The following is a 26,777-nucleotide window of genomic DNA, read 5'->3' as shown; positions in this document are numbered from 1 at the left end:
TGCGCGAGCCAGACCAGCTCGGGGTCGAGCGCACGCACCCGCAGCTGGCCTGCGGTCTGCGGCTCGTCGAGCTCGCCGAACCACACCGCGACGTCGCCGGCGACGACGACCGGACGCCCGCCTGTCTCGACGACCACCACCTGGGTGCCCCGTGTGTGGCCCGGTGCGGGGACGAGTCGGACTCCGGGAAGCAGCTCGAGCTCGCCGTCGACCGGCACGTACCGCACGCCGGGCGCCTCGACCCACTCGCGAATGGTGTAGTCGTCCTCACTGCGCGCCTCGTCGAGCTCCCCCCGCTGGACGTAGACCGGCTTCCCGGCGAAGAGGTGGTTGCCGCCGCAGTGGTCGAAGTGCAGGTGTGTGTTGACCACGATGTCGATGCCGGCGAGATCGAAGTCCTGCTCGCTCAACGGGCGGAGACGGGGATCCATGTCGGCCACTGCCGGATGCAACTCCGTCATGCCGGTGTCGACCAGCACACGCGCATCGGGATGGTCGATGACGTGCACGTAGACCGGCATCAGCTCCCCCTCGGCGCGCAGGTCGGCAACGTGGACTGGCGTGATGGTGATGGAAGCGGGGGCGCTCATCGTGTACCGACCGCCGGGATCGTTGTTGGCAGGTGAGTCATGACGAGCTCCTTCACTGGGTGAGGTCACGCCCATGCATGGACGGTCGGAGCTGTCATGACTCATCGGTGCGATCAGCGGGGAGGACGACGACCACCACAGTTCCCCGCTGCCGGGCTCGGGTAGGTGGGCCTGCCCGGGACAGGAGTCGGGACGGCGGTCCCATGTGCCGGGACCACCGTCCGACCACCGTCGGTCGTGCGGCGCGGCGCCCGGCCGCGCACCGACCGAGAGGAACCACCATGCGATCCCAGCGGCTGGCACTCGCGAGCGGGGCGGTCTACGTCCTCGCCATCCTGATCGGCAACGGCCTCGCCGAGGCCGGCACCAGCGACGGGGACGACGCCGCCGCCGTCCTGGCCGACCTGCAGCGCGGTTTCTCCCCCGTCCAGGCCTTCGGGCTGACCCTCGAGATCCTCGGCTTCGCCCTGTTCCTCGTCTTCCTGGGCGCGCTGTACCGGACGCTGCGTCGCGCCGAGACCGCCGACGGATGGCTCGCCGCCACGGCGCTCGGCGCCGGGCTGGTGACCGTCGCGGTGAAGATCTCCTCCGTCGCGCCGGCCTTGGCCGCCCGGTTCCGCGCCGACGACCTGTCCCCCGAACTCGCGCGCACCATGGAGGACATCGGCGGCGCCGGCTTCGTGATCAGCGGCTACACGCTCGGGATCTTCGTGGGGGCGGCCGCGCTGGCGACCCTGGTCACCCGCCTGGTTCCCCGGTGGCTGGCCGCCGCGGGGGTCGTGGTGAGTGTGCTGACCATCGCGGCCGGGACGGCGGGCATCCTCGACCCGGCGGGCTACGTCCCGGTCCCGTTCCTGCTGGGCCTGGTCTGGATCGTCGCGGTCAGCGTCGTCCTGACCGTCCGCGCCCGCCCGGCCGGGGACCCGATCCGGCCCGGCCGTCCGGCAGAGGTTGTTCCGGCGGGTGCAGCCAGGACAGCATGAGGACCATGCGCCGCGAGGCCTGGGCACGGGCCGCGTGGATCGTCCCGGCGGTCTGCGCGGCCCTGCTCCTTGCCGCCGTGCTGTGGGAACGCTGGACCCACAGCGGCCTGCTGGGCGACGTCGAGGTGCTCGCCAACGTCCCGCTGTCGCTCGGCTTCGCGCTGGTGGGTGCGCTCATCGTCTCCCGGCGACCGGACAACCGGCTCGGCCGGCTCTACCTGGGCTCGGCGACGGCCATGGCGCTCACCGCGTTCGTCTACCAGTACGCGCAGTACGGCCTGGTCACGCGTCCCGGCTCGCTGCCCGGCGCCTCGGTGGCGGCCTGGGTGTCCTCCTGGATCTGGGCGCTCGGCTTCGCACCGCTGTTCACCCTCGGCCTGCTGCTCTACCCCGACGGCCGGGTGCCCTCTCCCCGCTGGCGGTGGCTGGTCCCGGTCGCCGTGCTGACGATCGGCTGCCTCGTGCTCCCCGGCGCCCTGATGCCCGGGCCCTTCCTCAACCATCCCGTCGCCGCCAACCCGATCGGCATCGAGGGCGCCGCGCCGGTCCTGGAGGCGGTGGGCGCGCTGGGCTTCCCGCTGGTCCTCTTCGGGGTCGTCGCGGGCATCGCGGCGCTGGCCGTGCGCTGGCGACGGGCGGCGCCCGGCGGCCTGGAACGCCGGCAGCTGGTCCTCCTGCTGATCGCGGCGACCCTGTGCCTGCTGGTCATCGCCTCCCCGGGCGACGCCCAGCCGCCGGTCTGGCTCGCCGTGAGCAGCCTGGTGGTGCTGGCGCTGGTGCCGGCCGCGATCGGCGTGGCCATCGTGCGACATCGGCTCTACGAGATCGACGTCGTGCTGAACCGGTCGCTGGTGTACGCGGGCCTGACCGGCGCCATCGTCGTCCTCTACACGGCCCTGGTCTGGGCGCTGGGCCGGCCGCTGGCCGCGGACGGCTGGGCCACCGCGGTGGCCGTCGGCATCATCGGTGCGCTGGTGCTGCCCCTGCGCACCGGGCTGCAGCGGCTGGTCGACCGGGCCATGTACGGCGACCGCGGGGATCCGTACGCCGCGCTGTCCCGGCTCACGGCCCGGCTGCAGGCAGCGGCGGCGCCCGGCGCCGCACTGCCCGCGCTCGCCGAGGCGATCGCGGCCTCCCTCCGATTGCCCTACGTCCGGGTCGAGGTGGCCTCCGGTGGGTCGGCGGACGCCGGCGAGCCGCGCGGCGGCCCGCTGCACGAGCTGCCGCTGACCCAGCACGGGCAGCAGGTCGGACGACTCCTGCTGGAGGGGCGCGACCGCCGCCCGGTGTCCGCGCGGGACCTCCAGCTGCTGACCGAGCTCGCCCGGCCGGCGGGGGCCGCCGTCGCGGCCGCCGCACTGGCGGACGCGCTCAGCGCCTCGCGTTCGCGGCTGGTCCAGGCGCGCGAGGACGAGCGCCGCCGGCTGCGCCGCGACCTGCACGACGGAGTCGGCCCCACGCTCGCCGGGGTCGCACTCGGGCTGGACCTGGTCGCGGCACGGATCGACGACGACCCCGCCGCCGCGCGGACGCTGATCGGGGAGCTGAAGGGCGAGACGGCCACGGCCGTGGACGACGTCCGCCGCCTGGTGCACGGGCTGCGGCCGCCCGCGCTGGACGAGCTGGGCCTCCTCGGTGCGCTGCGGCAGCAGACCGATCGCCTGGCGCTGCGCACGCCGGGGCTGCAGATCCGGGTGGACGCGAGCACGCCCTTGCCACCGTTGCGGGCCGCGACGGAGGTGGCCGCCTACCGCATCGCGCTCGAGGCGGTGACCAACAGCGTCCGGCACGCGGGTGCGCGGACGTGCAGCGTGTCCCTCGCGGCCGACGACGCGCTGCACGTCGAGGTGGCGGACGACGGCGTCGGCATCCCCGAGGGAACGCCGACCGGTGTGGGGCTCGGCGCGATGAGCGAGCGGGCCGCCGAGGTGGGCGGGGTCTGCACCGTGCTGCCCGCGGGTCGCACCGGAACGCGCGTCGTCGCCGTCCTGCCGCTGGACCCGCGGTGACCGAGCCGGCCGTGCGGATCCTGGTCGCGGACGACCACCCGCTCTACCGGCGCGGGCTGGCCGCACTCCTGGCCGGCCACGACGGGTGGCAGGTGGTGGGCGAGGAGTCCGACGGCGTCGGAGCCGTGACCGCGGCCCACGCCGGGCAGCCGGACGTCGTCGTCATGGACCTGCGCATGCCGGGCCTCGACGGCATCGAGGCCACCCGCCGGATCGTCGCGACCAGCCCGCACGTCGCCGTCCTGGTGCTGACCATGTACGACGACGACGCCTCGGTCTTCTCCGCGATGCGGGCCGGCGCCCGGGGCTACCTGCTCAAGGGCGCGGACCAGGCCGAGATCGTGCGTGCCGTCGCCGCGGTGGCCGGCGGCGAGGCCATCTTCGGCCCGTCGGTGGCCGCACGGATCATCGAGTTCTTCACCGCGGACCGGCCGCGCGGGACGGAGACGGTGTTCCCGCAGCTGACCGCCCGCGAGCACGAGGTGCTCGACCTGATCGCCGCCGGCCGGAGCAACGCCGAACTGGCCGCGGTCCTCGTGCTGAGCCCCAAGACGGTCCGCAACCACGTGTCCAACATCTTCACCAAGTTGCAGGTGGCCGACCGGGCGCAGGCGATCGTCAAGGCCCGGGACGCCGGCCTCGGTCGCTGAGGTCGATCAGCCGGTCGTTCGTAGGCAGGGGTCAGCCGGTCCTGAGGACGGCTGACAAGGGTGATGCCGATGGGTCCAGGGCGCCTTCACCCATCGGAGGTTCTCGTCACAGTCACCGGGACTACTCCGTCGCGTTTCGTGGTACTCGTGCACGCGGATGGGTCCGGCGCCGGCGACGTCGAGCAGAGACGTCCTGCCCTGCTGACGCTGCGGCTCGGGGGGAACCGATGGGGGCGACGCCGACCCTCGAGCTTGCCGAGATAGCCGATTCGACCAGCCCCCTCCCCGAACGGGCGCGGGAGATGCTGGACAGGCTTCGTCGCCTCGCGCCGTTCGACGCCGCCTGGCTGGCCCTCGCCGACCCGATGAGCAGCAGCTACCCCACAGTGGCCAGCAGCGACCTCGACGAGAGCATCCTGCAGTACCTGGACGGCCCCACCGTGGCGCACGACATCGAGCGGGCCCAGACCGTCCGGGGCCGGGCGCCGCTGAGCCCGTCCGACCTGCCTTACCCGGCCGTCGAAGTGCCGACCTGGGCCGAGTGCTTCATCCCTGCCGGCTTCCACGAGGCCCTGGGCGTCGCCCTGTTCGCCGGTGGGCAGCGCCACGTCGGACACCTGGTGCTGTTCTACAGGAGTGAGGAGCCACCGCCCCAGGTCCTGCGGCGCAGGCTGCACCAGCTCACCCCCGTCCTGGCGAGCGGCGCCGATCCATTGCGCTCGCTGGCCGCGGTGGCGCGGGTGGTGCGGGGGGCCACCGCTGGCGCGGTGCTGTGCTGCAGCGGAGCCACCGGACCACTGCCCGGCCTCGACGGCGACCCGCTGCTCGCGGAGGGATCGCCCGTCGTCGCCATCGCCCGCTCGTGCATCGACGATGGCCAGTACTACGCGTCCTTCCTGTGGCCGCGCGGGGGCCGCCACGCCCCGGACGGGCACGTCCGCGTGACCGTCCTCGCCAGTCCCGATGGAGTTGCGGCACGCCTGCTCGGAACGGTCGTCCTCTCGCCCGTGACCGACCTCCGGGGCCTGACGCCGCGGGAGCTGGAGGTGCTCGGGTTGCTGATCGACGGGTGTTCCAACCATCAGATCGCCCGGGCGCTGATGGTGGCCCCGCGCACCGTCGCGGCGCACCTGGAGCACATCCTCGCCAAGCTCGATGCGGCCACCAGGACGCTCGCCGCGGTGCGGGCCAAGCGCGCAGGCCTCTACGTGCCACTGTCGCCGTCACCCCTGCGTGCGTGAGTCAGGGCGTTCCTCAGATGCAGACGCCCCGTTCGGCACGACTCATGTGAGGACCGGATGTTCCGAGGGGTCGTCAAGCGGAGATCCGCGGCACGGTCGTTCATCGAGGCGGCGGGCGGCAGGGCTCCGGCAGCTCGCCCAACTGCACAGAGACGGACCCATCCATCATCCTGGTCTGCCGTACTCAGCCGGTCCAGACGTCGGCGATCTGCGCGGCCACCGTGGCGGCCTGCGCGCGGCCGGCCTTCGCCGACGGCGCCCTGGCAGCGGGGTCGAGCACGTTCTTCCCGATCGCCGTCCGGCTGGCCTTGTCCGGCGAGATCACCGCGACCCGCGACACCATCCCGGTGACCTGGGCGTCGACGCTCGCCATCGGACCGAAGCCGCGCGGGATGGGCGCGAGCACGACGAGCCGGTCGTAGCCCTGCGCCAGATCGGCGTTGGCCGCCGAGCGCATGCCGCCGTCGACGTACCGCCGTCCGCCGATCGTGACGGGCGGATAGACGCCGGGGACGGCGCAGCTGGCGGCCACCGCGGACAGCAGCGGGACGCCGGAGGACCTGTCGAACGGCGTGAACTCGCCGGTCCCCGCGTCGACGGCGGTGATCGTCAGGTCCCGCTCGGGCCAGTCCTTCCCGCCCAGGATCGCGTCGAAGACGTCCAGCCGCTCCTGCTCCGTCGGCGTGAGGCCGGCCTTCTCCGCGGCGAGCGCCAGCGCACCGATCCGGCGGCGGAACTCGACGTCCCGACCGCGGCTGCGCAGCATCGCCCAGCCGAACTGGGCGAGGGTCGCGCGGTTGAGGCGGAACGCCGTCTCCCCGGTCGCGGGCGCCAGCTGACGGACGTACATCTCGCCGAGGTCCTCCCCGGTCGCGAGCCGGGCCCCGACCACCGACCCGGCCGACGTGCCGACGACGAGGTCGGCCGCGCTGAGGTCGGTGCCCGCCTCGGCGAGTCCGGCGAGGAGCCCGATCTCCCAGGCGATGCCGGTGATGCCACCGCCGCCGAGGACGAGGGCGGTGCGCTGGTCGCTCATGGCGCCATCCTCACAGATCCTCCGACCGCCTCCCGGATGTCGACACCGCGTATGACCTGAGCCACGCTGTGTGCCCGCCTTCCGACGACGAGAGGTTCCGCATGACCGCCACGCAGTCCGACCCCACCACCGCCAGCTGGCCGCCGGGACTCCCCCGGTCGCTGGACTACCCGGAGGTACCGGTCGGGTCGATCCTGCGGGCGGCCGCGCGGCGCTGGGGCGACCGGCCGGCGTTCATCGACCACGAGGAGCCGCTGACGTTCACGGAGTTGGCGGAGCGGGCGCATGCCGTCGCCGGCTGGCTGGCCGACCACGGCGTCGGCCGCGGGGACGTGGTCGCCGTCCACATGCCGAACTGCCGCCAGTACCCGCCGGTCTACTACGGGGTCCTGCTGGCGGGCGCGGTCTTCTCCCCCACCAACCCGCTGCTTCCCGCGGCCGACCTGGCCGCCCAGCTCACCGACGCCGGCGCCACGGTGTTCATCACCTGGGACCAGGTGCTGCCCTTCGTCCGGAGCGCGCTCGCGCAGACCCCGGTCGCGACCGTCGTGGTCACCGGCGAAGCACACATCGTCGACTTCGCGGCCCGCCTGGACCTGACGGACGGCGACGTCGACCTCGCCGACCTGCTCACCGCCGATCCCACCGACCGGCGACTCGACGCCGGCATCGACCCGGCCGCCGATCTGGCCCACCTGGCCTACACCGGCGGCACGACCGGCGTCAGCAAGGGCGTCGAACTGCCGCACCGCAACGTCGTCACCAACGTGCTGCAGTCGGCGTGCTGGACCTCGGGCTCCGTGCCGGAACTGGACGGCGCCGGCGACGTGACCATCCGCCAGGTCCTGGGCGAGGACGAGTGCCCCACGCGTCTCGGCCAGGCCCGGATCGTGAACCTGACGCCGTGGTTCCACGCCATGGGCGCGATCGGCTACCTCAACGGCCTGGTCATGGGCGGTACGACGACAGTCATCCACATGCGCTTCGACCCGGTGAAGTACGTCGAGGACGCCGTGAAGTACGACGTCACCGCCATCGGCGGAGCCCCGCCGGTGTTCGTCGCGCTGCTCCAGGTGCCCGGCTTCGCCGACCACGACTGGTCCCGCGTGCGCGGCGTCTCCAGCGGCGCCGCACCCCTGCCGGTCACGCTCATCGAGAAGCTGCAGACCCTCCTGCCCAACGCCGTCATCGGCGAGGGCTACGGCCTGACCGAGGTCACCATGCAGGCGACCGGCAACCCGGCGTTCCGGTCCGGCACCCGCAAGGCCGGCACGGTCGGCGTCCCGGTGTTCGACACCGAGATCAGCATCCGGCCGCTCGACGGCGGCGACCCGCTACCACCCGGCGAGCGCGGCGAGGTCTGCATCCGCGGCCCGCAGGTGATGCGCGGCTACGCCCACCGCCCCGACGCGACGGCCGAGTCGATCGACCCCGACGGCTGGTTCCACACCGGGGACGTCGGGATCCTCGACGCCGACGGCTACCTGTCGATCGTCGACAGGACCAAGGACATGCTGCTCTACAAGGGCTACAACGTCTTCCCCCGCGAGCTCGAGGAGATCCTCTTCGGCGTCCCCGGGGTCGCCGGCGCGGCCGTGGTCGGGCGCCCTGACGAGGAGGCCGGTGAGCTGCCGATCGCCTACGTCGTCCGCAAGGGGGACGACGACGGTGCCGCGCTGACCGCGGAGTCGGTGATGGCCGCGGTCAACGCCGAGGTGACCCCCTACAAGCGGCTGCGCGACGTCGTGTTCATCGACGCCATCCCGGTCTCGGCGGCCGGCAAGGTGCTCAAGCGTGAACTGGCCGCCAAGGAGCGGGAGAAGGTCGGCGGCTGACCTGCAGCGCCGCACCTGTTCATGACCCGAACGGGTGCGGCGGCGCGCAGCAGCGCCCGCCGCTCACTACTGTCCCCCGGGTGGAGAGCGGGCACGTCGGTGCGGAGACCGAGCACACCGGTGTACGGCTCGCCCACCAGGAGCAGTCCCCGGTCCGCCAGGTGTGGCGCCGGGTGCTCATCGGTCTGGTCCTCCTGCTCTTCACCGTGGGGGTCATCTACCTCGACCGGGACGGGTACCGGGACGGCGACGACGTCGGCCTGACCCTGCTCGACTCCTTCTACTACGCGACGGTCACCCTCTCGACCACGGGCTACGGCGACATCACGCCGATCACGCCGACCGCGCGGCTGGTCAACATCCTGCTGATCACCCCGTTGCGCATCATGTTCCTGCTCGTCCTCATCGGAACGACCCTGGAGGCGCTGACCGCGCGCTCCCGGGAGGAGTTCCAGATCCGTCGGTGGAGGTCCCGCGTGCGCCAGCACGTCATCGTGTGCGGCTACGGCACCAAGGGCCGCAGCGCCATCCGTTCCCTGCAGGCCCTCGGCACGCCCCCGGACAAGATCGTCGTCGTCGACCCGGAGTCTCGGGCGATCGACGAGGCGAACTCCCTCGGGCTGACCGGCATCGTCGGCGACGCCGGGCGCACCGAGGTGCTGCGCCGGGCGTCGGTCGAGCGGGCCCGCGCCGTCATCGTCGCGGCCAACCGGGACGACGCCGCCGTCCTCATCACCCTCACCGTCCGGCAGCTCAACCCGACGGTGCCGATCACGACCAGTGTCCGCGAGGAGGAGAACGCCAACCTGCTGCGGCAGTCCGGCGCGGACACCGTCATCACCACGTCGGCGACGTCCGGCCGGCTGCTGGGTCTCTCGACCGACGCACCGCGGGTGGTCAACGTCGTCGAGGACCTCGTCACCGGCGGGGCGGGCCTGGACCTGCACCAGCGCTCGGTGTCCGCCAGCGAGGTCGGCCTGGACCCGCGGTCGCTGCGCGACCTCGTCCTGTCGGTCACGCGCAATGGGCAGAACTTCCGCTTCGACGACCCGTTGATCGGCACCCTGCAGGGCGGGGACGTCCTGGTCGTCGTGCGCTCGCACCATTGAGCGGTTCGCGGGCTGTGCGCTGATCCACCCCGGGAGCAGGATGAGGTGGACCAGCGCACGGTGACGCGCCCGGGTCACGTCAGGCGGTGACCCGCTTCCAGGGGACGAATGCGTTGTCCACTCCCCGCAGGGACGGGCGCAGCTGCGGGAAGTGGCGAAGCAGCACCGTGCGCATGTCGTTGTCGCGGATCCAGGCCAGGCCCGTCGGTGAATAGATCTCCGGCCGGTAGTCCGTCGTGAAGAACCGGTCGCTGTTGAGGCGGCGCGAGGCCATGAGGACGAAGATCCGGAACGCGGTGTCGCTGAACGCGAACCCGGTCGGCCGCTGCTCCGCGAACAGCCCGACCATCAGGTCGACCTTCTCGACGTCGCCGTCGTAGAGCCGCTCCATCTCCTCGACCAGCTCGGCGTCGTCGGTGATGTCGGCGATCGTCCTCGGCGCCGGCAGGTGCATCAGCCGCCGGAACTCGCAGTAGCGGGGCACGCCCATCTCCCGGATCCGCAGGATGTCGGTCGCGGCGAGGTCGATCACGGTGCCGTCGGGCCGGGTGAACTCCTGCAGGAAGTGCGGGAAGTTCCGCAGCACGATGGCCCCGGGGTGCGTCGTCCCGAAGGAGTAGAAGACGTCCTCCAGATCGAACCGGGCGTCGACGTCCTTCGAATGCGGCCCGGCCATCTCCGGGAAGGAGAGCTCGGCCAGCGGTCGGTCGCCGTCGAGCGACCGCAGGTCGAACAGGTCGGGCAGCAGCGGGTGCATCCGGTAGACGCTGGTGAACTCCTCGGTCAGGCAGAACGGGACGCCGTAGTGCTGGGTCTGCGAGCCCGGGATGCCGCTGATCACCTCGCTGTCGCTGATCCGGCCGAGCGAGCGGGCGATCCGCTCCCCCGCGACGCCGAACCAGTTGGCCCGCAGGGCGAAGGCCGTCGTGGGGTGGCTGATGACGGCCGGCGTCCACTCGGCGGTGTGGATCTTGGCGAGCAGCGCGGCGATCACCAGGCGGGCGCGCTGGAAGAGCTCCTCGTCGTCCCAGGTCGGGTAGTCGGTCCGGAGCCGGTCGCAGACGGCGTTGTGCTCGCGGACGAACAACGTGGCCAGCATGCCGAGGCCGGTCCACCAGCCGGGCACCCGCGTCGGGTCGAGCTCCGGGTCCTCCGGCAGCGGGATCTTCCCCTCGGGGGTCAGCCGCAGCTTGCCGTCCTCGTGGCTGCGCACCCGGTCCTGCTCCGCAGCGGTCGAGCCGTACAGCGACGAGCCGTCCCACCAGTGCGTGATCCCGTTGACGGAGGTGACCGGGCCGGTCGCACTCTCCGGCCGGCTGGGGTCGGGCAGGATCCGTGGGATCGTCATCGGGTTCTGGTGCCAGTCGTCGTCGGGCTCCAGCGGGATCTCCACCAGGCGGGTCGTGTCGCCCTCGCCGTGGGTGAACCAGTCGCGGATCATGAACTGCAGCCAGGCGGCGGCCAGGGTGTTGACGGTCTCGGCCGGCAGGAACGTCGTCCGGGTCATCAGCCTGCGGCTGACCTCCCGGGGGCTCGGCTCCATCAGCTGCTCACGGGTGACCGGCAGGACCTTGTCCAGCGGGATGTTGCGGCCGAAGCGGGCCTTCGCCATTCCCATCTCGGGGAAGCCGAGGTCGTTGTGCGAGCCGTCGGCGCTGCGGCTCACCAGGTGCTGCGGCGTCCGCGGCGGGGCGGTGGGGCCGCCGACGATCGGCACGACGGTGGAGGGGTCGTGCAGGTTCTCCCTCCGGAGGACGTTGCGGACGCCGATCAGGACGGCGAGCCCGCCCGGCAGGGGCAGCCGGTCCCAGCCGACCCTGCGGTCGACGATCTCGGCCACGGTGTCGTAGAGGCGCCAGAAGAGCGACTCGCGGTAGTCCCCGCCGGGCACGGGCGAGGGGGCCGGCGGCTCGACGCGGCCGGTCGCCGGATGGCCGTCGGAGTGGGCCCGGGGCTGTGGCACGGTCGTGCCGGAGAGGGTCCTGGGGCCGGGGGTCTCGGTGCTCATCGGATCTCCTGGACGGCGGTGGGGCGGGGGCCTGCGGGGTCGGGGCGGGACAGGGGCGACGGAAGGTCATCCCCCGCCCCTGCGGGACCCCGCGAGCGCGAGGACGGCGAGGGCGGTGTTCGCCCCCGACAGCACGGCCAGGGGGCGGGCCTGACCGGACGAGACCTGCCCGTTCCTCCACAGCGTCAGGACGGTGGCCAGGTCGCCGGCGTGGATGAGGGGTGCTGCCCGCAGCGCCCGCTCGAGCGCGCGCCCCTCCAGCCGGAAGAGATCGGTGCCGATCACCACGCTCCGGACACCGAACAGCCGCAGCCCGTAGATCGCGGCCGGGTTGTGGGCCGGGTCCTCGTCGCCGAAACGGCCGATGATCATCGCGGGCGCGAGCAGTCCGGCCGTCCCGCCCAGGACGCGGACGCCCCCGAGGACGAAACGGGCGGCCGTGCCGAGAGCTCCGATGGCGGACACTCCGGTCCTCCCCGCCCGGCTCGCACCGGACGAACTCGTCGGAGGAGGGCACGCGGGAACGCACGCGGCGCGGAACAGGGATCTGGCGTCGCGCGCATCCCGGTTCCGACAGGGACCGGGCCGGATTCCCCCTGGGTGGATGGCGCACCGGGTCTGCCCCCGGCGGCGCACAGGTTCCTCCCGGGCTCCCGAGATCACAAGGGTTTGCCCCATCGTCGCCCGCGCCGGACCCGACGCGCGGGGCGAACCCGCGACACGCGGCAGGAGCGGTCCGCGGGGCCGGCGGACCCTTGACGGCCCCAGGGCTTCGGCGGACGCTGCTCGACCACATGCGCGGGGGTCCGGCACCACCGACACGGAACAGGGACCGATGCGATGACGCACCCCGATCGCCGGGCCGACCTGGTGCTGGAGGGTGGCGGGGTCAAGGGGCTGGGCACCGCGGGTGTGGTCATGGGGCTGCTCGACGCGGGCTGGACGTTCCCGCGGGTCGCCGGCACCTCGGTCGGCGCGGTGGCCGCCGCGTTCGCCGCCACCGGCACCGACTCCGCGACGTTCCGGGAGGTCCTCGGACGCCTGGACCTGCGGCGGATCCCCGATCGGCAGGTGCCGTTACCCCTGCTCAGCGAGGGTTTCTCGCTGGTGGCGCGCCGGGGCGCCTACGCGGGTGACTGGGTCCGGGACTGGCTCCTGCGCGAACTGGAGGACCTCGGCGTGCGCACCTTCGGCGACCTGCGGCGCGAGGATCCGGGAGCCGACCCGGCCGACCACCGCTACCGCCTGGTGGTGACGGCCACCGACGTCACGAACGGCCGGCTGCTGCGGCTGCCCTGGGACTATCCGCGCTTCGGCCTCGATCCCGACGAGCAGCTGGTCGCCGACGCCGTCCGGATGTCGCTGTCCATCCCGTTCTTCTTCCGGCCCTGCACGCTGCGCAACGCCGACACGGGGGACGTCGCCACGATCGTCGACGGCGGGGTGCTCTCCAACTTCGCGATCGAGATCTTCGACCGCACCGACGGCCGCCCGCCGCGGTGGCCGACGTTCGGGGTCCGGCTGCTCCCAGACCTCCCCGCGGGGCTCGGCGACCTGGTCCCGTTCTTCGGGGTCCCGATGCTGCCTGCGGTGCGGCTGCTGGAGCAGGTCGTGGCGACCGCCCTGGTCGGCCGTGACCAGACGCACCTGGACCGGCCGGGTGTCCGGGAACGGACGATGACCGTGGACACGGCGGGCACCGCCATCACCGAGTTCGGCATCGGGCCGGAGGAGCGCCGCCGCCTCATCGAGCAGGGCGAGCAGACGGCCCGGGACTTCCTCGGACGCCGGGCCTAGACGTCGCGGCGCACCCAGGTCGTCGTCGTCTCGTCGCGGCCGCGGAGCTCGACCTGCGCGCCGGGCTGCCAGTGCGCGCGTTCGCCGTCGGCCGCGGCCAGCACGGTGGCCTCGCTCGCCACCGCCCGGCCGGGGTGGTCCTTCGCCAGCTCGGTGAGCCGCGCCGCCTCGTTCACCGGGTCGCCGATGACCGTGTACTCGAGGCGGCTGGCCGCGCCGACCTGCCCGGCCCAGACCCGGCCGCAGGCGACCCCGACGCCGACGTCGACCTCGCCCGCGCTGCGGACGGCGTCGCAGATCCGGCGGGCCGCCGCGAGGGCGGCCCCGGCCGGGTCGGGGTGGTCGGTGGGGGCGCCGAAGACGCAGAGGGCCGCATCGCCCTCGAACTTGTTCACCAGCCCGCCGCCGTCGGTCATGGTCTCGACGACGATCTCGAAGAAGCGGTTGAGGAGGCCCACCATCTCCGCCGGACCGGTGCGCCGGACCAGTGACGTCGAACCGGCGATGTCGACGAACAGCGCCGCGACCGTGCGTTCCTCCCCACCCAGGGAGACGCCGGTGTCCAGTGCCCGCTGCGCCACCGTCGTCCCGACGTGGCGGCCGAACAGGTCCCGCATCCGCTCGCGCTCGGCCAGTCCGGCGGCCATGGTGTTGACGCCCTCCTGCAGGAGGCCGATCTCGCCGGCGTCGTCCACCACCACGCTCACCCGGTAGTCGCCGTGGCCCACCCGCTGCACCGCCTGGCGCAGGTCGCGCAGCGGCTGCCCGACGGCCCGGGCGGTGAGCACGGTCGCGAGCCCGCCGACCAGCAGCGCGACCACGACCAGGAAGACCACCGCCCCCTTCCCCGGTCCTTGCGGATTGCTGGGGTCCAGGTACAGCAGGACGACGCCGAGCATCGGGACCCCGCTGGTGAGCCCCCAGGTGAGCAGCAGGCGGGGGCGCACGCCGAGGGTCAGGGCGCCCGCGGGCGGGTGGGCGGCGAGGGCGATGGCGGTGACCGACCGGGCCGCCCGCGCGACGAGGAGGTACGTGACCCCGGCCGTGGCCATGCCGCCCAGCAGCGTCGCCACGCTCGTGCGCAGGCCCACGAGCGGATCGGGGAAGGACGCGGCGGTGACAGGTCCGACGAGGACGGCGCCGACCAGCCAGATGGAGCCGGCGATCAGGGCGGTGTCGACCGGCAGCCGCAGGGCGTGCGCGGCCTCGTCCCCGGTCGGGCGTCGCCCCTCCATGAGCCAGCGGTTGGTGACCCGCTGCCGCCGGAGGCCGGCGACGGTGCCCACGGGGAAGGCGACCGCGAGGTAGATCGCCGCGGCGAGCAGCACCGGACCCCGGCCGGTGTCCCCGGCGCCGTCGTCCACGCCGATCAGCAGGAGGACGACGGTGGCCACCCCGACCAGGTTCGCCACGATGACCAGCAGCACGATGGCCGGCACGGCCCCGCGACCGGACGGCGCCCAGTAGGTCCAGGCGCCGTCGTCGCGGACCGTCTCGGGGTCGTCCGGACTGGTCACCGGCTCATGATCGCGGAGCAGCCGGGATGGTGCCCGGCCGGTCCCCCGGCCGGGGGACGACGACTCACCCCTGCTCGAGCAGCGAGCGCAGCCTCGCCAGGTCCTGCTGGTTGGCCCGGCGCATCGCCGCGGCCATGACCGGGCCGGCCACGGCGGCGAACCCGCTGGGACGGCCGCGGTTCCGCAGCGTCATGCGGGTCGCCCCGTCGTCCAGTGCCTGCCACGTGTAGGTGGTCTCCATCGGGAAGGGACCCTGCGCGGTGCGCATCACGAGCCGCTCACCGGGGACGAGCTCGGTCACCTCGTACGTGTAGGCCAGCCGGCGGCCGAGGAAGCGCGCCACGAACGCCATGCGGGAACCGACGGCGACCGGTGGCGGCGTCTCCCACTCGACCGAGGCGATGTTGACGTACCACTCGGGCGCGTTCGTGGGGTCGGCCGCGTACGCGGACACCTCGCGGACCGGACGCCGGATCACCGTCTCGGTCAGGACGTCGACGTCCTTCGCCATCGCGATCCCCTCTCGCACGCCGTCAGCGCGGTGCGGAGCACCTGCCCCACTGCATCCCGTCCGGGTCGCGGAGCCGGCCGGCCACCGCGATGGCCTGCACCGTCGAGCCGGTGTCCCCCGGGATCTCCGACGTCCATCGCTTCGCCCCTCGTGGACAGGTCACCCCGCCGGAAGGGTCCTCTCCGCGGGCGAGGCGGGACAAGACGTCCGTCCGCGCCCCTCAGGGCCACAGCCAGCGTTCCTCGTACGTCCAGGCGAGTTCCGATGCGGCCGGCTCCGCCACCGGGGTCAGCCCGTCCAGGACCGTTCCCGCCGCCGGTGACGCCGTCGCGACCTCCAGCTCGGCCCGACCGGGGAACAGGAACTCGACGACGGCGTCGAACCGGGGCGAGCCGGCGTCGTCGGGACGGGGTAGGGCGTACGTGGCTCGCCGGACCGCCGGCAGCGAGGTCGAGCCGAGTGCGGTCGCGGCGTGGATCGCGGCGTCGAACTCTCCCCGCGGTGTGTCGGCGCGCCGGCCGATAAGCAGCGTCAGCTTCCAGCCCTCCGGGTCGCCGGTCGCCATCGGCGGACCGGCGAGGACGACGTGCTCGGTGCAGTACAGCCAGGCCAGGCGGTCGCGGTCGACGAGGTTCGTCTCGTCCGCGTGGGATTCCCGGAAGTCGGGGTTGGTGTGCAGTGCCCGGGCATCGGCCAGGCTGTCGAACCAGACAGCGGGCAGACCGTCGTAACGAGTGTGCGGCCAGCCGGCCACGTCGGGCGCTGCCCCGAACGTGTGGTCCTGCACGTAGCGCCGGATGTCGCGGACCCGCATCGCGAGCCGGCCGTGCGGCTCGCGCCAGTGGGCGTGGAACTGCTCGTCGGTGAGGCCGTCCCTCCTCACCATCAACGCGTAGACCTTGACCGGGCCGTCGATGTGGCTGCTAATGGCTGGCCTCCTGGATGCAGCGGCGCGCCTGGGTGACGGTCATCGGTCTCGTCGTCAGTCCGACATCGCCGTCCGGGCGGGCTCGGAGACCGGCGATCATCAGGTCGACGTGGCGCTGCCAGGCGCGAGGTGCCGCCGTCCGGGTCATCTCGAGGATGCCGCGCAGGGACCAGAGCGTCATCCACACGTCAGTGGCCGCGAGGTCCGGGCGGATCCGGCCGGCCTCCTGCGCGTCGGCGAGCAGGTCGGCGAGCAGGACGAGGAACTCGTCGACCGCAGCCTGTTCCACCGTGGACCGGCTCCACAGGAACTGCATGTAGCCGGGGTCGCGCGCCTGCGCCCGCCCGGCGTCGCGGAGCAGTCGTTCGAGCCCGGTGCCGTCCTGGGCGCCCCGTGCCCGCCGGGCGAGCTCGAGCAGGCGATGGCGGACGTCGGCCACGAGCTCGTCGACGAGCGCCTGCCTGGTGGTGAAGTTCCGGTAGAAGGTGCCCATCCCGACGCCGGCTGCCTGCGCGATCTCCTCGACCCGTGCGTCCGGTCCCCGCTGGGCGAACACCTCGCGAGCGGCCTGGAGCAACCGTGCGCGGTTCTCGACGGCTTCGCGCCGGACCGCGCGCCGCCGGACGGGCGCGCTTTTCCCGCCGTCACTGCCGACGTCCTCCATGACCGGCCCCTCCTGGACACGCCAACCTTATGCGGAATCTTAATTCCGCTTAACGTCTTGCGCGACGTCCCGGCGGAACCCAATACTGGCCGCATCCCCGAACCCATGGAGGCCGCGATGTCCCGCGTTCCGCCCGCTCCAGCCGAGCAGTACTCGCCCCTGGTCGGCGCCGACGCTCCGCTGCGGCAGCAGGTCTACGCGCAGGCGCCGGGCATCGTGGGCCCCTACCTCACGTACATGAAGGCGCTCCGCGCGAACGGGACGCTGCCACCCAGGCTGGTGGAGCTCGTGCGTCTCCGGGTGTCCTTCCACAACCAGTGCCGCTCCTGCATGTCCATCCGGTACACCGACGGCCTGGACGGCGGTCTGACCGAGGGCCTGGTGTGCTCGCTGGAGAAGCCGCAGGAGTCCGAGGATCTGACGCCGGCCGAGAAGGCAGCGATCGCGTTCGCGGACGCGTTCGCGACCGACCACCTGTCGATCACCGACGAGATGTTCGCGACCCTGTACGACCACTTCACGACCCAGGAGGTCATGGAGCTCTGCTTCCAGGTGGCGACGTTCGTCGGGTACGGCCGCATGGGCGCCGTCCTCGCGATGACCGACGACCTGCCCAGCGAGTACAGCGACCCGGACGCAGTCCTCGCCCCGTGGCGGCAGGCCCCGCAGGAGATCGTCTGACCGACGTCGGAGCGGCGGACGCATCACCCGCCGCGCTGGACGCTCCGGAGAGCCAGGGAACCCCCCGTCCGACGCACGTCAGGCGCGGCTCGCGGTCCGCTCGTCCTTCCGGAGGGCTCCGGCGACGACGTCCCGGAGCTCCCCACGGGTCGGTCCGGGGGTGAACTCCGGCCGCCATCCGGTCTCGTAGACCGCACGGGCGAGTGGCTCGACGGGATCCAGGCACGCCGGCAGCTCGAGCATCGAGAAGTAGCCGCCGGTGGCCGGCCCGATCCGGGGGTCCCGTCGGGCAGCGGCCAGGATCAGGTCCGACGGCAGCCGCCGGGTGAGGTCCACGTCGCCGCCCTCCCACCGACGGACGACGTCCCGGTCCATCTCCACGTGGTCGGCGACCCACGGCAGCATGTTGTCCCCGCACCAGGCGTCGAAGGGCTCCCCCACCAGGGCCGGGTCCGGCTCGCCGTCGAGGAGGGACAACAGCTGGAGCGCCTGGACGAAGGTCGTGGCCACCCCCCGGCCGAAGATGGGCGTGGTCGTCGCGACCGCGTCGCCGACGCTGACGAGCCCGGGGATGCAGGGCCGGCCGTCGCGCCCGCGCTGCCCCCGGTAGGTGTTGCGCAGCGGACCGCCCGGGAGGACGTCGGTCACGGGCACCGCACGCTCGGGGTCCGTCCACGCGGCCAGGCCGGGGATGGCCCGGCAGGCGGCCTCGAAGGCGGCCCGGTGCCGCAGGTCCTTGAGGGCGGCGTCGGCGGTGGGCCGGACCAGGACCACGGAGAAGTGCCCCTGCTCGTGCAGGAAGACCAGCACCTGGTAGCCGTCGAAGTCGCCCTGCCAGGCCAGCGGGTTCGACATCGGGCCCGGCTCCGCGCCCTCGAGCAGGCGGTACTGCCGGTCGACGTACGCCATGCCGCACGGGCCGCCGAGGGACGCGGGCGCTCGCAGCGCGTCGACGCTGTGACCCGAGCGTCCGGACGCATCCACGACCAGGTCCGCCGCGACCGGGGAGCCGTCGACGACGATGCCGCGCACCCGGCCGGCCGACGAGACGACGTCGTCCACGTGCCCCTTGCCGATCGTCAGGCCGGGCACCCTCTCCGCAGCCGTCCGGAGCGCCCGTTCGAAGGTGTCGCGGCGCGACCGGTGCCCGGCCCGGACCAGGCCCATGCCGGGCACGTCGAACTCGATCGGCTCGGCGCCGGCGGCGAGCCAGGCGTCGAGGGCCTGCGGCCACTCCCGCTTCAGCGCCAGCCCGACCTGCGGCCGGAAGCCGTGTGCGTGGTGGAACTGCATGACGCCGGGCCGCGCCCAGTGCCCCGGCGGCGGGCGGCTGTCGCGGTCCACCGCGACCACCTCGTGGCCGCGCAGGGCCAGGGCACTGCCGACGAACAGGCCGGCCGGGCCGGCTCCGATGATCGCGACTCGCATGAGACCGCCTCGTCCCGCGCCGTGGCGCTCCGACTGCCGGCAGCGTGGCCGGGTGCGGGACGGCGCGTCAACGCATTAGCCGCCCTGGGGAGCGGGTGTGAGGTCACCGCGCAGCCACGCCACCGTCTCGGCCAGCCCCGTCCGAAGTCCGGTGCGCGGCTCCCACTGCAGGAGCCGCCGCGCCCGCGAGGCGTCCAGGGCCGAGCGGTGCAGCTCGCCGGCTCGGGCGGGCTCGGTCACGAACTCGTCACGCGCATCGCAGAGCTCGGCCAGCTCGCTGTGCAGCTGCCGGACCGACGTCTCGACGCCCGTGCCGATGTTGAGCCGCACCCCGTCCACCGGGAGCTCGCAGGCCGCCAGGAACGCGTCGGCGACGTCCTTGACGTAGACGAAGTCCCGGGTCTGGCTGCCGTCGCCGTAGATCGTCGTGGGCAGGCCGGCCAGCATGCGCGCGCCGAAGAGCGAGATCACGCCGGCCTCCCCAGCCGGGTCCTGGCGCGGGCCGTACACGTTGGCCAGCGCCAGCGCCGTCCACCGCAGGCCGTGCAGCCGCTGGAACGTCTGCAGCCACAGCTCGGCGGCCGCCTTGCTCGCGGCGTACGGCGACTCCGGGGCGATCACGGCAGACTCCGGGACGGGCGGCGGCGTGACCGATCCGTAGATCGAGCCACCTGAGGACGCGAAGACCACCTTCCGGGCCCCCGCCACGCACGCCGCCTGCAGCACGGCGACCGTGCCGACGACGTTCGCCTGCGCGTCCTGGACCGGGTCGGCGACCGAGGCGCGGACGTCGATCGCCGCGGCCAGATGGCAGACGACCTGGATCCCGGCGGCCTGCAACGCCGGCCCGAGCTCCGGTCCGGCGACGTCGGCCTCCAGCAGGTCGACGTCGCCCGCGACGGCGTCGAGATTCCCGGCCGAGCCGGTCGACAGGTCGTCGACGACGAGCACCCGGTGCCCGGCCGCGGCCAAGGCCTCGGTCACGTGCCCCCCGATGAACCCGGCACCACCGGTGACCGCGACCGGCACGGGCGCGGTCATCGGGGCGCCTCGCCGACGAGGAGGTGGTGCGGATGCACCCGGCCGCGGTCCAGTCGCCGGGCGCGAACGCGCTGGAGCCCGGCCGAGACGAGCCAGCGGGCCCGCTCGTCGGGGTCGACGAATCCGAACTCCGGCGAGCCCTCGGTGATCTTGAGGACCCGCACCGAGAGCGCTTCCTGCGCGGCGTTCCACCGGGCCTTCCAGCGCGGCCGGGTGGCCATGTCCTTGATCACCAGCACCCCGCCCGGCGCCAGTACCGACGCACAGGACTTCAGCAGGGCCCGCTGGGCCGCCTCGTCGAGCAGGTAGAGCACGTCCACCAGGACGACGGCGTCCCACGGCCCCGACGGGACCGAGCCGGAGTCCGCGACGGCGAAGTCGAGCCGGCCCCCTGCGGGGAATTCGGACTTCGCGGCGACGGCGATCTTCTCCTCGTCGATGTCCACCCCGTGCACGTGCAGCCCCGTCCGCCGCTGGGCCAGGTAGGCGCTGAACAACCCGTGCCCGCAGCCGACCTCGAGCACCCGGCCCTGGGACGGGAGGGCCTCGACGACCGGAGGGAACGGGCAGCTGAACCAGCGGACGGCGACGTGCACGCGGTCGCCGGGGGGCGCCGCCCGATAGCCGCGCAGCGCAGCCCGTGCGGCCGCGTCCGGCCACCGGCTCACGCGGCTGCCGCCACGTCGGCGAACGTGCCCAGCCGCCAGCCCCGCCGCTCGACGAGCGCCCGGGTGGACGACGCGGTCAGCATCGCCTGCTCGTCGGCCCAGCGGTACCCCCACTCGAACCGGGCGAGCTCGGGGTCCCCCGCCTCGCCGGGATGGGAGTTGACCTCGGCCGTCGCCGCCCCTCCGGCGGTCAGCCGCTCCAGGACACCGGCGAACCGCTCGCCGTCCAGGTGCCCGGCCTCGTCGAGCCCGGCGTAGGCGCCGGTGGTGACCAGGCCGGCCCGGTCGAGCCGGCGGCGCAGCCGCCCGGCCAACAGCGTCACTCCAGTGCCGAGCGGCCCACGGCGCCGGCTCCTGGGCAACCGGACGGCGCGGATCCCGGCCTCCCGGGCCAGGTCGACGACGACGGCAGCAACAGCGGGCCACAGATGGGTGTGCTGGTGCGTGTCGAGGTGGGTCACCGGCACCCCGATCCCCTGCACCCGCTCGAGCTGGGCGCGGAACTCCCGGGCGACGTCGTCGGCGTCGATCCGCCCGGCGGCCCCGCGGGCGACCACCGTGCGGTACGAGAGTGGGAAACGGCCCTCCCGGTCGACGAGGGTGGGCACCTCCCGGGCCGACAGGAGCGGGCGGTCCTCCCCCACGATCGCCAGGTGGGCGCCGACGGCCAGGTCGCCGGCGTCCCTCACCGTGGTGGCGGCCTGCTCGAACGCCCTTCCGACGGCGAGTACGGACGTCGAGGTGACGATCCCGCCTTCGTGGGCGCGCGCGACCGCTCGGCAGACCCCGCGGGTGAGGCCCATGTCGTCGGCGTTGATGACGAGCAGCCGGGTCACCGGGCGACCGGCGTGAGGTGGGCCAGCTCGGCCCGCAGTTCCCGCATCTCCTTCAGCATCCGGCGGATCACGGCCAGGGAGGAGAGGGTGGACACTCCGCGGGAGCGGGGGAAGTAGTCGACGCCGATCTGGACGATGTGGAAGCCCAGCTTCTGGGCCCGGATGACCAACTCGGCGTCGATGAACGAGCCTTCACTGACCGGCCGGGCGGCCTCGAGGACGTGGCGGCGGACCAGCTTGAACGCGAAGTTGATGTCCCGCACGCGGGTGCCGAAGGTCACCTGCACCAGGGAGTTGTAGACGAAGGAGTAGATGGCGCGCCGGGGACCCTCCCCGGTGCGGTCCAGCCGGTAGGCGCTGACCATGTCGGCCTCGTAGTGGCGCAGCACCCGCAGGGCGCGACCCAGCTCGAGCATCTCGAAAGGCAGGTCGGCGTCGGTGTAGAGCACGACGTCGCCGCGCACCGATTCGAACCCGGTCTTGATGCTGCCGCCCAGCCCGCGGTTGACGGGATGGTGCACCACCCGGATGCGGGGGTCGGTCGCGGCGAGGGCATCGGCGATCTCGGGAGTGCGGTCGGTCGAGCAGTCGTCGACGATGATCAGCTCGTAGGCGGCGATCTCGCCGATGTCGATCAGCCGCTGGCACTCGTCCTCGGCGGCGCGCACCGCCCGCTCGACGTAGTCCTCCTCGTTCCACATCGGGAAGAACACCGACAGCAGGTCGACCTTGGCGGACGCGTTCACGAGACCTCCACGCCGTTGACGAATGCGACTGTGGCGATGCACAGCCCGATGAACAGCACTGCGAGCACGCTCGGGGCAAGCCAGCGGGGGCGCCGCTCGTCGGTGAGCACCACCGCAGCGGCGGCCAGGACAGGATAGGCGGCCAGCACGTACCGGCCGGTGCCCATGAAGTCCTTGGTCCCGATGAGCGGGATGGCCAGCGAGATCACGGCATAGGCGGCATAACCCCAGCCGAACCGCCGCCACACGGTGCGGATCAGCAGGACGGCGGCGAGGCAGGCCAGCGCTTGCGGCACCAGCAGGACCGCGTCCCCCCAGATCCCCTTGAGCACGGTGCCGATGAAGGGCACCTTGAACCAGGTGTACGGACCGGCACCCTGGTTCCAGCCGGGGGCGGCCTGGACGCTCGCGAACGCCAGCGGGTCGTCGAACCGGACGCCCAGGTAGACCATCCACGCGAGCAGGCCGAAACCGGACGACAGCAGGGCGGCCTGGCGCCACCGCACGAACCGGACCGCCTGCACGAGGTCCCGGAACGACACGTGCGCGGAACTCGCGGTCAGGGGGGCGTCGACCGGTCGCCCGGGAGGGGGCAACGGGCCGCCGGCGCTCCCGACAGCCACCTCCGTGTCGCGGCGCGCCGCCCTGTCCTGAGCGAGCATCTCGACGGCCCTCACCACCAGGCCCACGGCCACGGCAACCCCGATCGGGCGACCCGCGGTCGCCAACGCTCCGACCAGCCCGGCCAGCACGTAGTGCCGCCGCTCCAGCAGCGCGAAGGAGCCGAGGGCGGTCACCAGGAACAAGGCGTCGCTGTAGCCGCTGCCGTACAGGAAGAAGCTGTAGGGGTAGACCAGCAGGAGGGCCACCGCGACGACGGCGGTGCGGGGCGCCACCCGGCGGCGCACCCAGTCGGCGAACAGCACGACCCCCCCGGCCGCGCACGCCAGCGTCAGCAGGCCGCCGGCGGTGGAGAAGTCCCCGCCGAGCAACCGGCCGACACCGTGGACCAGGAGCGGGTACGCGGGGAAGAAGGCGATCGGCGACTGCTGGCCGGGAACGTAGGAGTAGCCCTCCTCGGCGATCCGGTGGTACCAGGCCGAGTCCCCCTGGAACCACGCATCCAGCCAGCCGGGTCCGTCGAGCTGGGCGAACTCCGTGCGTCCGTCCACGACCCCGACCATGGACCAGCCGAGCACCGACAGGAACGCGGCGAGGAGGGCGAACGCACCGAGTGCCCAGAGGGGCAGGCGCCGGAGGATTCCCTCCAGCCTCCCGCTCAGAGGCCTCGTCACACGGGAAATCTATGTCGGGGGAGGATGCGAGTACACCGACACTCGCAACCGGGTCGACATCTTCACGAGATCATCGACCGTCCACCCGGAACAGCTCACCGATCGGTGGACCTGGCCGCTGCTCACGGAACGCAGGAAGAAGGTCGCCGTGCTCCTCGCGGTCGTGGCTGTCGCCGGGGCGGCTCTCTGCTACGGCGCGAGCGCCGTGCTGCAGGCGGCTGCGGTCGCACGGTCCGCCCGGACCGATCTGACCGGGCTGCTCGGTGGGCTGGCACGGGACCCGCGGTACCTGGGCGGGCTGTTCCTCGTCGTCGCGGGCTTCCTGCTGTCCGTCGTCGCGATCCGGGCACTCCCGCTCTTCGTGGTGCAGGCGGGGCGGGCCTCCAGCCTCGGGGTCACCGCCGTGCTGGCCGCGCTCGTCCTCGGGACGGGACTGCACGACCGCGAGAAGCTCGCCCTCGGCGGGGTCACCGTCGGGCTCGTCGCGGTTGCCCTCGCGGCGACCCCGCAGGGACCCGCGGTCGTGCCCGGCGCCGTGCGGTGGGCGGTGCTGGCGGCCGCCGTCCTCCTGGCCGGGCTCACCCTGGCGGCTGCGCGGACCCGGTCCTCCGCGCGGACAGCCGGCCTGATCGCTGCCCTGGCCGGGAGCTGCTTCGGATTGCTCGCGCTCGCGGCCCGAGTCCTCGGCCCGATCGCGATCCCCGGTGTGCTCACCGACCCCGCTGCCTACGCCGCCGGTGTGGCCGGTGTCGCAGGTCTGGCCGCCGGCGCCCTTGCGCTGCAACGGGGCGCGGTGGTCGCGGTGACGACGATCATGGTGGCCACGGAAGCCGTGTCCGGGTCGCTGCTGGGTCTGGCCGTCGGCGACCGTCCCGCCTCCGGGATGGCCTGGCTGGCCGCCCTCGGCTTCGTCGTGACCGTAGGGAGCGCCCTGTTCCTGTCCCGGTTCGGCGCTCCCGCCGGCGACGTCGAGGGTCTCGCCGACGAGCCGGCGCCCGGCTGAGACCAGGCGCCGGTCCCGGACGGCCGCGCCGGCCGGCGCCGCCCCCGCTCAGACGTCGACGGCCAGGCGGACGGTCACCACGAGGTCGTCGCCCGGCTCGCGCCGATGCCGAGCCGGACGGGGATCATGCCCCAGCCGTAGGTCACGAGCGAGGCAACCTGCCTCCTCCGCTAGCGTCCTCGTCGCATCGAGGCGAGGAGGCGGGAGTGGCCCTCCACATCCGGAACACCGAGCTCCCGGGGAACGACGAGTCGCGGACCTTTCTCGGTCGCGACCACGGCGGGGTGCCGGTCTCGTTCTTCGTCCAGGCGAGCCCGCCGGGCCATGGCCCAGGGCCGCACACCCACCCGTACGCCGAGGTCTTCGTGCTGCACGAGGGGTCGGGTGAGTTCCTGGCCGGCGAGGAGACGATCGAGGCGACGGGGGGCTCGGTCGTGGTCGTGCCGCCCGGCGAGGTGCACGGCTTCACCGCGTCGCCCGGGGGAACCCTGCGGATGACCTGCCTCCACCTGCACGACCGCATGATCACCGAATGGGTCGAGCCCCGGTCCTGAATGCACGGGGGCCTGCCCACTGGAGGACCGCGCGACCGCGCAGTCGTGCGGCGCCGGCGGATTCCACGGGCTGTCCCTCCCACCCGATCCGCCCTAGAGTGGCGCCCTCTGCTGCCGAGTCGCGCTGTGCCCGGTCGAGGCGGACGGCCCCACGCGTCGCCGGGCGGGCAGGAGGCCCGTCATGGTCGCGAACACGCACGAGCGGGACGTCATCGTGATCGGCGGCGGCCTCGCCGGGCTGACCGCGGCTCGTGAGCTACGGCATGCCGGCCGGGACGTGCTGATCCTGGAAGCCCGTGACCGACTCGGGGGACGGACCTGCACCAGCCAGCTGGTCGGCAGGGACGTGGAGCTCGGCGGTGCCCAGGTCCACTGGTTCCAGCCGCACGTCTTCGCGGAGCTCACCCGCTACCGGATCCCGTACCGTCCGCTGCCGATGCCCGACCGGTGGAACTACCGCAGTGGCGGGCAGCTGCACGAGAGCACGGTGGCCGACCTGGGGCCGCGGGTGGCCGAGCTGTTCGCCCGGCTCTTCCCCGACGCCCGGGAGACGTTCCCGCTGCCGCATCAACCGCTCGCGCTTCCCGATGCCGTCGCTGCGCTCGACCAGTTGTCCGTCCAGGACCGCATCGACGCCAGCCACTTCACCGCCGAGGAAGTGGATCTGGTCAATCCCGTCCTGAGCACCACGTGCTCTGCGCCCTGCTCGGAGGCGGGACTCCTCACCGTGATGCGCGAGTTGGCACTCTCCGGCTGGGACTTCGGCCTGATGCTCGACGCATCGGGTCTCCTGGGGATCCGCACGGCGGACCTGGTCATGGCGATCGCGGCTGACGGGGACCCGGCGGTGCGGAGCTCCATGCCCGCGACCGCGGTCGAGCAGCAGGACGACCTCGTCATGGTGTCGACCCGGGACGGATCGTCGTTCACCGCGTCGGCGGCGGTGGTCGCCGTTCCCCTGAACACGCTGGATGCCGTGGACTTCCGCCCGGCTCTCAGCGATGCCAAGCGGACGATGGTGGCGCAGGGGCAGGCCAGCCACGGCGTCAAGCTCTGGGCGGTCGTCACCGGCGTGCGGGAGCCGATCTTCGCCATGGCTCCCGACGACCAGCCACTGACGTTCGTGTGCAGCTGGGACACGCGCCCGGACGGGGCTCAGCTGGTGTTCGCCCTGGGACCCGACGCCGGTCGCCTGCCGCCCGGCGACGAGCGTGCCGTCCGGGCGGGCTTCCGCGACCTGCTGCCCTCGACGGCGCGGATCGAAGCGGTCACCGGGCACGACTGGGTCGCAGACGAGTTCTCCCGCGGCACGTGGTCGGTGTGGCGGCCCGGCCAACTGGCGTCGCTGGAGGCCCTGCAGGCGCCCGAGGGGCGGGTCGTCCTCGCCGGCTCCGACGTGGCCAGTGGCTGGAACGGATTCATGGACGGCGCCATCGAGTCCGGGCTGACGGCTGCCCGGCGGGTGTCGAGCCTGCTCCATGCCAGGACCGGCTGACCGACCGCCGCCGACGAGGTCGCGAGATCAGCACCGTGCACCGTGGCGGCGCAGGCGTGGCCCGCAAGGCAGTACGCCCCTTCTCAGCGGAACCGACGACTCCTAGCGTCGGTCCATGACTCGGAAGCCACTGCGGTGCCGGTTCGGTTTCA

The 26,777-nt window shown here is 73.2% G+C and carries 25 protein-coding genes; 11 read left to right on the top strand and 14 right to left on the bottom strand.

Annotated elements, in window-relative coordinates:
• On the bottom strand, window positions 1-590 hold a 590-nt coding region (locus E4P40_RS01730), incomplete at its 3' end, for an MBL fold metallo-hydrolase (protein WP_135156806.1).
• 281 nt (window positions 591-871) lie between these two features.
• Between E4P40_RS01730 and E4P40_RS01725 the strand changes: the two genes are divergently transcribed.
• The 4 genes from E4P40_RS01725 (at window position 872) to E4P40_RS01710 (ending at window position 5,473) form a co-directional block, all read left to right on the top strand.
• Window positions 872-1,573, top strand: coding sequence for a DUF4386 family protein (locus E4P40_RS01725; RefSeq protein ID WP_167762073.1), 702 nt, complete (start codon window positions 872-874; stop codon window positions 1,571-1,573).
• A gap of 5 nt (window positions 1,574-1,578) precedes the next feature.
• Window positions 1,579-3,582, top strand: coding sequence for a sensor histidine kinase (locus E4P40_RS01720; RefSeq protein ID WP_135156810.1), 2,004 nt, complete (start codon window positions 1,579-1,581; stop codon window positions 3,580-3,582).
• On the top strand, window positions 3,579-4,232 hold the full coding sequence (locus E4P40_RS01715) for a response regulator transcription factor (RefSeq protein WP_135156812.1): 654 nt from the start codon (window positions 3,579-3,581) through the stop codon (window positions 4,230-4,232). The genes E4P40_RS01720 and E4P40_RS01715 overlap by 4 nt, the downstream gene beginning before the upstream one ends.
• Window positions 4,233-4,459: 227 nt before the next feature.
• Window positions 4,460-5,473 (top strand): LuxR C-terminal-related transcriptional regulator, encoded by a 1,014-nt coding sequence (locus tag E4P40_RS01710; protein ID WP_135156814.1) that lies wholly within the window; start codon window positions 4,460-4,462, stop codon window positions 5,471-5,473.
• Window positions 5,474-5,657: 184 nt separating this feature from the next.
• On the opposite strand, the gene E4P40_RS01705 is transcribed toward E4P40_RS01710, so the two are convergent.
• Complete coding sequence (locus tag E4P40_RS01705; protein ID WP_135156816.1) at window positions 5,658-6,509, bottom strand: patatin-like phospholipase family protein; 852 nt, start codon at window positions 6,507-6,509, stop codon at window positions 5,658-5,660.
• Window positions 6,510-6,610: 101 nt separating this feature from the next.
• Between E4P40_RS01705 and E4P40_RS01700 the strand changes: the two genes are divergently transcribed.
• A complete protein-coding gene (locus E4P40_RS01700) occupies window positions 6,611-8,344 on the top strand; it encodes a class I adenylate-forming enzyme family protein (protein WP_135156818.1) in 1,734 nt (577 codons plus the stop codon).
• Between the two features lie 80 nt (window positions 8,345-8,424).
• On the top strand, window positions 8,425-9,453 hold the full coding sequence (locus E4P40_RS01695) for a potassium channel family protein (RefSeq protein WP_135156820.1): 1,029 nt from the start codon (window positions 8,425-8,427) through the stop codon (window positions 9,451-9,453).
• A 79-nt stretch (window positions 9,454-9,532) separates the two neighbouring features.
• On the opposite strand, the gene E4P40_RS01690 is transcribed toward E4P40_RS01695, so the two are convergent.
• Together E4P40_RS01690 and E4P40_RS01685 are read right to left on the bottom strand one after the other, a co-directional pair.
• Window positions 9,533-11,461, bottom strand: coding sequence for a peroxidase family protein (locus E4P40_RS01690; protein WP_135156822.1), 1,929 nt, complete (start codon window positions 11,459-11,461; stop codon window positions 9,533-9,535).
• 66 nt (window positions 11,462-11,527) lie between these two features.
• Window positions 11,528-11,926, bottom strand: coding sequence for a hypothetical protein (locus E4P40_RS01685; RefSeq protein WP_135156824.1), 399 nt, complete (start codon window positions 11,924-11,926; stop codon window positions 11,528-11,530).
• A 375-nt stretch (window positions 11,927-12,301) separates the two neighbouring features.
• On the opposite strand from E4P40_RS01685, the gene E4P40_RS01680 reads away from it, so the two are divergent.
• Complete coding sequence (locus tag E4P40_RS01680; protein WP_135156826.1) at window positions 12,302-13,258, top strand: patatin-like phospholipase family protein; 957 nt, start codon at window positions 12,302-12,304, stop codon at window positions 13,256-13,258.
• On the opposite strand, the gene E4P40_RS01675 is transcribed toward E4P40_RS01680, so the two are convergent.
• The 4 genes from E4P40_RS01675 to E4P40_RS01660 all read right to left on the bottom strand — a co-directional run bounded on the left by E4P40_RS01675 (window position 13,255) and on the right by E4P40_RS01660 (window position 16,878).
• Window positions 13,255-14,775 (bottom strand): adenylate/guanylate cyclase domain-containing protein, encoded by a 1,521-nt coding sequence (locus tag E4P40_RS01675; RefSeq protein WP_135156828.1) that lies wholly within the window; start codon window positions 14,773-14,775, stop codon window positions 13,255-13,257. The genes E4P40_RS01680 and E4P40_RS01675 overlap by 4 nt on opposite strands.
• A gap of 64 nt (window positions 14,776-14,839) precedes the next feature.
• Window positions 14,840-15,304 (bottom strand): SRPBCC family protein, encoded by a 465-nt coding sequence (locus E4P40_RS01670; protein ID WP_209305157.1) that lies wholly within the window; start codon window positions 15,302-15,304, stop codon window positions 14,840-14,842.
• A 202-nt stretch (window positions 15,305-15,506) separates the two neighbouring features.
• Window positions 15,507-16,172, bottom strand: coding sequence for an EthD family reductase (locus tag E4P40_RS01665; protein ID WP_135156830.1), 666 nt, complete (start codon window positions 16,170-16,172; stop codon window positions 15,507-15,509).
• A 37-nt stretch (window positions 16,173-16,209) separates the two neighbouring features.
• Window positions 16,210-16,878 carry a TetR/AcrR family transcriptional regulator gene (locus tag E4P40_RS01660; protein ID WP_135156832.1) on the bottom strand — a complete coding sequence of 223 codons (669 nt, stop codon included), beginning with the start codon at window positions 16,876-16,878 and terminating at the stop codon, window positions 16,210-16,212.
• 117 nt (window positions 16,879-16,995) lie between these two features.
• Here E4P40_RS01660 and E4P40_RS01655 point away from each other — a divergent pair, with 117 nt between their 5' ends.
• Window positions 16,996-17,559, top strand: coding sequence for a carboxymuconolactone decarboxylase family protein (locus E4P40_RS01655; RefSeq protein ID WP_209305158.1), 564 nt, complete (start codon window positions 16,996-16,998; stop codon window positions 17,557-17,559).
• A gap of 78 nt (window positions 17,560-17,637) precedes the next feature.
• Here E4P40_RS01655 and E4P40_RS01650 read toward each other — a convergent pair whose 3' ends face one another.
• The 6 genes from E4P40_RS01650 to E4P40_RS01625 all read right to left on the bottom strand — a co-directional run bounded on the left by E4P40_RS01650 (window position 17,638) and on the right by E4P40_RS01625 (window position 23,573).
• Window positions 17,638-18,987, bottom strand: coding sequence for an FAD-dependent monooxygenase (locus E4P40_RS01650; RefSeq protein WP_135156836.1), 1,350 nt, complete (start codon window positions 18,985-18,987; stop codon window positions 17,638-17,640).
• 75 nt (window positions 18,988-19,062) lie between these two features.
• Entirely contained in the window at window positions 19,063-20,028 is a 966-nt protein-coding gene (locus tag E4P40_RS01645) for an NAD-dependent epimerase/dehydratase family protein (protein ID WP_209305159.1), read from the bottom strand.
• Window positions 20,025-20,696, bottom strand: coding sequence for a class I SAM-dependent methyltransferase (locus tag E4P40_RS01640; RefSeq protein WP_135156838.1), 672 nt, complete (start codon window positions 20,694-20,696; stop codon window positions 20,025-20,027). The genes E4P40_RS01645 and E4P40_RS01640 overlap by 4 nt, the downstream gene beginning before the upstream one ends.
• On the bottom strand, window positions 20,693-21,532 hold the full coding sequence (locus E4P40_RS01635) for a ChbG/HpnK family deacetylase (protein WP_135156840.1): 840 nt from the start codon (window positions 21,530-21,532) through the stop codon (window positions 20,693-20,695). Before E4P40_RS01635 ends, E4P40_RS01640 begins: the two co-directional genes overlap by 4 nt.
• Window positions 21,529-22,278, bottom strand: coding sequence for a glycosyltransferase family 2 protein (locus E4P40_RS01630; protein ID WP_209305160.1), 750 nt, complete (start codon window positions 22,276-22,278; stop codon window positions 21,529-21,531). The genes E4P40_RS01635 and E4P40_RS01630 overlap by 4 nt, the downstream gene beginning before the upstream one ends.
• Complete coding sequence (locus tag E4P40_RS01625) at window positions 22,275-23,573, bottom strand: hypothetical protein (RefSeq protein WP_135156842.1); 1,299 nt, start codon at window positions 23,571-23,573, stop codon at window positions 22,275-22,277. The genes E4P40_RS01630 and E4P40_RS01625 overlap by 4 nt, the downstream gene beginning before the upstream one ends.
• A 148-nt stretch (window positions 23,574-23,721) precedes the next feature.
• Here E4P40_RS01625 and E4P40_RS01620 point away from each other — a divergent pair, with 148 nt between their 5' ends.
• From E4P40_RS01620 to E4P40_RS01610, 3 genes are all read left to right on the top strand, one after another.
• Window positions 23,722-24,576 carry a hypothetical protein gene (locus E4P40_RS01620; protein WP_135156844.1) on the top strand — a complete coding sequence of 285 codons (855 nt, stop codon included), beginning with the start codon at window positions 23,722-23,724 and terminating at the stop codon, window positions 24,574-24,576.
• 206 nt (window positions 24,577-24,782) lie between these two features.
• Window positions 24,783-25,130 carry an AraC family ligand binding domain-containing protein gene (locus tag E4P40_RS01615; RefSeq protein ID WP_167762074.1) on the top strand — a complete coding sequence of 116 codons (348 nt, stop codon included), beginning with the start codon at window positions 24,783-24,785 and terminating at the stop codon, window positions 25,128-25,130.
• A 181-nt stretch (window positions 25,131-25,311) separates the two neighbouring features.
• Window positions 25,312-26,625 carry an NAD(P)/FAD-dependent oxidoreductase gene (locus E4P40_RS01610; protein WP_135156846.1) on the top strand — a complete coding sequence of 438 codons (1,314 nt, stop codon included), beginning with the start codon at window positions 25,312-25,314 and terminating at the stop codon, window positions 26,623-26,625.
• Window positions 26,626-26,777 lie beyond the last annotated feature (152 nt).

Source organism: Blastococcus sp. CT_GayMR20, assembly GCF_004570345.1.
This window is presented reverse-complemented; position numbering and strand designations above follow the sequence as displayed.